5 protein-coding genes are annotated in these 5,949 nt (G+C 49.5%); all 5 read right to left on the bottom strand.

Annotation, left to right across the window (positions count from 1 at the left end; genetic code table 11):
• On the bottom strand, window positions 1-958 hold a 958-nt coding region (locus B3F49_RS07970; protein WP_293910264.1), incomplete at its 3' end, for a hypothetical protein.
• Window positions 959-1,237: 279 nt separating this feature from the next.
• Window positions 1,238-2,296, bottom strand: a complete 1,059-nt coding sequence (locus B3F49_RS07965; RefSeq protein WP_293910262.1) for an ROK family protein — start codon at window positions 2,294-2,296, stop codon at window positions 1,238-1,240.
• Window positions 2,297-2,419: 123 nt separating this feature from the next.
• Window positions 2,420-3,910: a tripartite tricarboxylate transporter permease gene (locus B3F49_RS07960; protein ID WP_293910260.1), complete on the bottom strand. Its 1,491-nt coding sequence runs from the start codon at window positions 3,908-3,910 to the stop codon at window positions 2,420-2,422.
• Between the two features lie 20 nt (window positions 3,911-3,930).
• Window positions 3,931-4,374, bottom strand: a complete 444-nt coding sequence (locus B3F49_RS07955; RefSeq protein WP_293910258.1) for a tripartite tricarboxylate transporter TctB family protein — start codon at window positions 4,372-4,374, stop codon at window positions 3,931-3,933.
• A gap of 8 nt (window positions 4,375-4,382) precedes the next feature.
• The gene (locus B3F49_RS07950; RefSeq protein ID WP_293910256.1) at window positions 4,383-5,876 is read right to left on the bottom strand and encodes a sulfatase; all 1,494 of its coding nucleotides are present in this window, start codon (window positions 5,874-5,876) and stop codon (window positions 4,383-4,385) included.
• Window positions 5,877-5,949: the final 73 nt, after the last annotated feature.

Genomic DNA, 5,949 nt, shown 5'->3' with positions numbered 1-5,949 from the left:
TGCAATCCTCGAATGCAAAGGTGGAGGCGAAGATGCTCCTGCCGTGATAGGTGAAGGAGAAGCTGTAGTGCAGAGGCTGCTGGGGGACCTTTCCCTGCATATAGGCGTTGCCCCGCTTCAGGGGTATGATGTAGTGCAGGCCGCAATCGTCCAGAAGCGGGCAGTTCGCCTGGCTCATGAAGCCCTTATCCCCCACGAAGGTCACCCCCTGCTCATCGATCCCGGCCTCCGATAGGATGTCCGAGAATGCAGAGCCGTCGGTGATGCTTCCCCCGTATTGCTTGTAGTATTCAGGAAAGGCGCAGTCATCACCAAGGGAGAACAGGTAGATGAGGTTCAGCTGCGGCTTGTACCTCATCTTGGAGTCATAGCCGAGCTGTGCATGGTCTACGGTCTTCGAGGACGACAGTATCCTGTGCCCGTCTACCAGGATGTACCTGCCCTTGTCCCCCCTGATTGATCCCATGAAGAGACGGATCGCCTCCCGATTCCTGCCCAGATTCCTCAGCAGCAGTGTGAGCGAAGAGGACGAGAGGGCGAGGGACGGGTATGCAAGGGATGCGAAGCTGTCCTGGTAATGGGCCTCCAGCCTCTTGAACCGGCAACCGTAGACCGTCCTCAGTATCGCAACGGTATAGATCTGCTTCCAGCTTCCGGGGAAATACTCCATCAGCTTCTCCCTCATGGTCCGGGTGTGCTCATAGAAGTACTGATAGGCGCCGAATTCCCTGACCTCCAGATTGAATGCATCGGCGACCTTTGTCTGTCTTGGCACCAGCCCGGATTCCGTTATGGTCCCGAGCAGCCTTCCGCTGACCTTCCTGGATTTCTGCGTGGAGGGATCATACTTCGTCTTGCGTTCGTAGAGATACCAATGGCCGTTTATGTGCTTGATCTCGGTAGCCTGTGGCTTCTTGAAGTTCGTGATGAATTCGGGCCGTTCGTGCTTCTGTTCCATCTGCATTTCCTCACCCTAAACAATAAGATGTGACCCCTGAATTTGCAAAATCGTGGATTTTGCATTACGGTGATCATAACTATAACTACCGTATGCATTACCGCATGCAAAAGAGAGGTCACATCATGTCTAATATTTAGGTTATAATGCACTTTGTCCGTCCCGTAAAGATACTGGAGTGGATAATTCGATGATTCAAAGGATTTTATCGGAGGTTGTCCAAGGTTTCCTTTTGGAAAGAAGCTATGAATCAGAGTCCTAAATAGTAAAAGTTACAGGTTAACTGGACAATTCCAGCTCCCGACGGAATACTATGGATGCAGAACCTCTCATCAAGGCATCTTCAGAAGTGTTCGTTTGAATGATTTCCAGTTTGGCAGGGAGAATTTGCTGTTGCTTCATCTCTTCGATACGATTGATAACCTCATCGATAATGAGTGAAAGAGAATCAACAGTCCTGCCGCCGAGCATGACAATCTCTGGTTCCATGATTTGGATATAGTTGGTCATTCCAGCAACAAAGGCTGAGATTATTTCCAGGAACTGTGGATTCTTGGAATCCCATTCGGGGCTTTGGATACATGCTTGGATTGCCGCATACACATCTTCAGCTCTCTGTACTTGTGTACCCCCCACATCAGACAAACGCCTGAGTATGGACTGTGCGGAAGCAAAGGTCTCAAGACAACCAGTCTTTCCACAGACACAAGGATTGCCATGGAAATCTATGACCATATGACCCAGTTGGCTGCTGGTATCGGAAGTGGTCTGCTTGGCCGGAAGTGCATGAAAGGCTGAACCTATGCCCATGTCGAGCAGGAAATATGCAACCCGTTTTTCCAAGAGGTCTGGCTTCAATGCAAGCTCGTTCAACATGAAAGCATCAACAAGGTTATCCACTACCACAGGAAACCCGGTTGAAGCCTCGAGCAAATCCTTGATCGGAACATAGTCCCAGAGCTGTGAGGGCTTGTGGTGCCCATGCGATAGAATCCCACGGTCTTTCATGATGGGCCCAAATGCAGATACCCCTATTCCAAGCAGCGATTCCGAGCATGCATATTCGCTGACCCACGTATTGATTGCAGCCGAAATCTTTTCCAAGGCCTCATTGGGACTCAGCAAGGTGGCGCTACCGAGGGTTTTCCTGGCAACCAGATTTCCTCCGATGTCCACCAAGGCAAGACCTATCGTATCCCAGGTAATGCAGACACCTATGGCATGAATGAACTTTGAATTGATCCTGTAGAGTTTGGGAGGCCTGCCATTCGTCTTCAATTGGCCGAAACTTTCCAGCAGGTATCCTTTTTGCACCAATTGGTCTAAAACACGATACAAGGAAGATATTGAAAGTGAGCTCACATGACCAGCCACATCGGAGCGAAGGACTTCGCCCCGAACGTAGACGGTTCTGTAGATTTCAAGTTCAATATTTTTTAATTCACTGAATCTCATTGATCCCTAGTCTTCTTGTTTCTTCACCATGCTTGAACGAATACTTGCATACACACTCAGCACTGTCAACAATATAAAAACCACAGAGATTGGTCTAGTGACGAAAATGAGCGGACTTCCATCGGAAATAACCAATGCCCGCTTGAGATTGCTCTCCGCCATAGGCCCGAGGATGATCCCGAGCAGCAAGGGAACGACCGGGTACCCGAAGTAGTGCATGGCAAAAGCAAGTCCGCCGAAGATGAACATGATGAATACATTGAACACCGAATTGCTCACGGCGTACGCTCCAGCTACGCACAATGCAAACAGGATGGGCATGAGCAAGGAATCCGGGATTTTTGTGATGAGGGAGAATACCCTGATGAGTGCCTTGCCCTGGACCAGCATGAACAGATTGATGAAGACCGTCCCTATGAGGATGGTGTACATGACATCCCGATGCTCGATGAAAATCCTCGAACCGGGAATCAGGCCATTCATCATCAAGGCACCAAGCATGACGGCCGTCACCGCTTCGCCAGGAACGCCAAGGGTCATCGTAGGAATCAATGCGCCACCGGTAACCGCATTATTCGCAGCCTCTGCAGCTGCAATGCCTTCAATGGAACCATTTCCAAACTCCTCGGGGTGCTTCGACTTTCGCTTGGCCTCATTGTAACTGAGAAAGGATGCTATACCTCCGCCAGTCCCGGGAATGGCCCCGATGACAATGCCGATGAATGTGGAACGCACTATAGCTTTCCATGCCGAGAGGAATTCCTTGATGTGCAGGTGGTCATTGTGGTCCATTCGCACCGCACTGGACATAGTGTGCAATTTCTTGTAGTCACTTGTCTTCGCCAACAGTTCCGAAATTGCAAACAACCCGATCAAAACAGGCACAAACTCAACACCTGCAGCCAAATCGATGATATCAAAGGAGAACCGGAACACTCCTGTCGTAGCATCCTGGCCGACCATGGAAATCAGGATGCCCAGGCAACCAGCCATGATGCCCTTGAGCATATTCTTGCCACTGACACCCGCAATGATGGAAATGCCAAAAACAGCCAAGGTGAAATACTCGGCAGGGCCGAAGAATCGAGTTACCTTTGCAATCGGGGGCGCCGCAAACAACAGGACGATTGCACTGACCACCCCGCCAAAGACAGAAGCATAGAGGGCAACCATCAGGGCTGACTTTGCCCGGCCCTTTTTTGCCAAGGCATATCCATCAATGACGGTAGCCGCTGCATTGGGGGTACCGGGGGTATTTATGAGAATTGCCGAAATCGACCCGCCATAGGAACCTCCGCAGTAAATGCCTATGAGCATCAAAATCCCCGTGGTATCAGAAAGCCCGAAAGTCAATGGCAGAAAAAGCACGATGGCTAGAAGCACGGTAAGTCCAGGTATCGCACCAAAGATGATACCGATGAGTACCCCGACATTCATGAATAAAAGGTTGGTCAATGAACCCATCTGACCCAAACCGACTACTATTCCTTCAAACATGGCTGCAACCTCCCTCTAACCTACGGCAACTGGACATAGAAGAATGTCCGGAACAGGAATCCAACCAATACCACAAAGACTGTTGAGATGACATAGTAATGCCATTTCTTGATTCTGATGATGGCAAGCATCCCACACCCTGCAAGTATGGTCGCGATCTCAAAGCCGATGAATTCAAGAAGCAGGCTGTAGACAACAAAGGTGACAAACAGAATGAGCACCCTCATGGAATCCATCTTCTTGGTGCTGCCGGGACTATCTGGCGCAGTACGTTGGGAGAGAATGGCGCGGACCAAGTTGATGGCGCTGAATGCCATCAACGTCAAGGTGATGATCTTCGGCACAAACCGGGCATTGATTCTGGAATCCGTGATCACCTCTATCTGGGAGGGAATCAAAAACCAAACAGCCACGGAAAGCACCATGAATAGTGCCCCCCCCACAATCTCTTTTGTTAATTTCATCGAATACCTCAATTATTTTCCGTTTCCATATAGTTTTGAAGGCCCATCCGTTCGTACTGTTCATCAGGAGCATCAGAATCTTTCATCAACTTCACCATCTTCCTCAACAAACCGTCGGTGACAGATGGATCTTCGAGTGGATGCAATTGCAAGGGGTCTTTTTCAATGTCAAACAACAGGCTTCCATATTTGGCGTGCTCGCTGTATTTGTAGTATTTCTTCCGGTCATAGCGTTCGTCTACGGGGATGCGCAGGACAGGTACATGGTCATTGAATTCAAACTTGTCATAGAGCGTTCTGTCGGCTTGCAGCAGCTCTTCCTTGGAGATCATTTTCTTGATGTGCATCGGCATCAAGGTATATTGGTACAACGGTTTGTTCTCAGCAGCAGACGCTGCCTTCATGTACGTATGCTTACCATCATTGATGTTGATATGCATCCCATGGTATCCATACAGGATTGCATCATGGATTGTTTCATCAGATTTCAGGACTGGCTGCAAATCTCGGCCCATCATATGCTGCGGCCTTTCTTGGCCGAAGAGCTCCAGGATTGTAGCAGGCAGGTCAATGGTCTGTGCGAGCGACTTCCGCCGTGTTCCCGCATCTTGGTTTCTCGGATCCCAGATAAAGAGGGGGATGTTTGCTATCTCATTGAAGACAGGCATGTAGTTCTTCCCGACAAAGCCGTGTTCTCCGAGTAGATATCCATGGTCGGTATTGACGATGAGCATCGTATCTTTCCACATATCATGTTTGTCAAACATGTCCAGGACTTTGCCGAGGTATTCATCACACATGCTGACGAGTGCAGCATAATTGAGAATCGAATGTTTGAGATACTCAGGATCATTGTCTGAGAGCGGTGCATATTTCGGCCAATCCAGGTCATCAGGTACATCCGTGTACAATTTCTTGAAACGCTCCGGAGCAAAGAACGGCTCATGGGGATCGTAGTATTCCAACTGGAGATACCAGTTGTCTTCGTCCTTGTTCTGCTCGATGAAATGCAGGCCTTGCTCACAACACCGTGCATGGTAGTGGTCTTGTTCACGAATCATCCGTGTTCGATTCTTTGCGTCCTGTGCCCTGCCGTCCTGATTCGGCTGATATCCTGCGACACTTCCATCCCAGGCATCTCCTTCCTGTCCCCTGACGAATTCATACGATGCAAATCGGTTGTGATAGGTCGATCCCCCATCCTCCCAGTAGTGGCAGTGATCTGTCACCATATGCGAGTAAATTCCATGTTGCTTGAGAATCTGGGGCATCGAGTCATCAAACGGTTCCAGCGGAGACCAACCCCGGTGGAGAAAATTATACCGGCCGGTATGAAGTTCCCTCCTGGCCGGCATGCAGGGCAGGCTGCCGGCATAGAAGGAATCAAAGGTCACGGCTTGGGCTGCAAGACGCGTGAAATTCGGGGTCTGCACCCAGTCATTGCCATAGGGTTCAAGGAATGCCTTGTTCAATGAATCATACATCACCATTACTGCCCGCATACCTATCCCCCTATGTTCTTTCAGCTAATTATTATTTGATTTCCAAGTATTGAACCAATTTCTTGATCACCTG

Origin of the sequence: Sphaerochaeta sp. UBA5836 (genome assembly GCF_002432845.1) — a bacterium.
Lineage (GTDB): Bacteria > Spirochaetota > Spirochaetia > Sphaerochaetales > Sphaerochaetaceae > Sphaerochaeta.
This window is presented reverse-complemented; position numbering and strand designations above follow the sequence as displayed.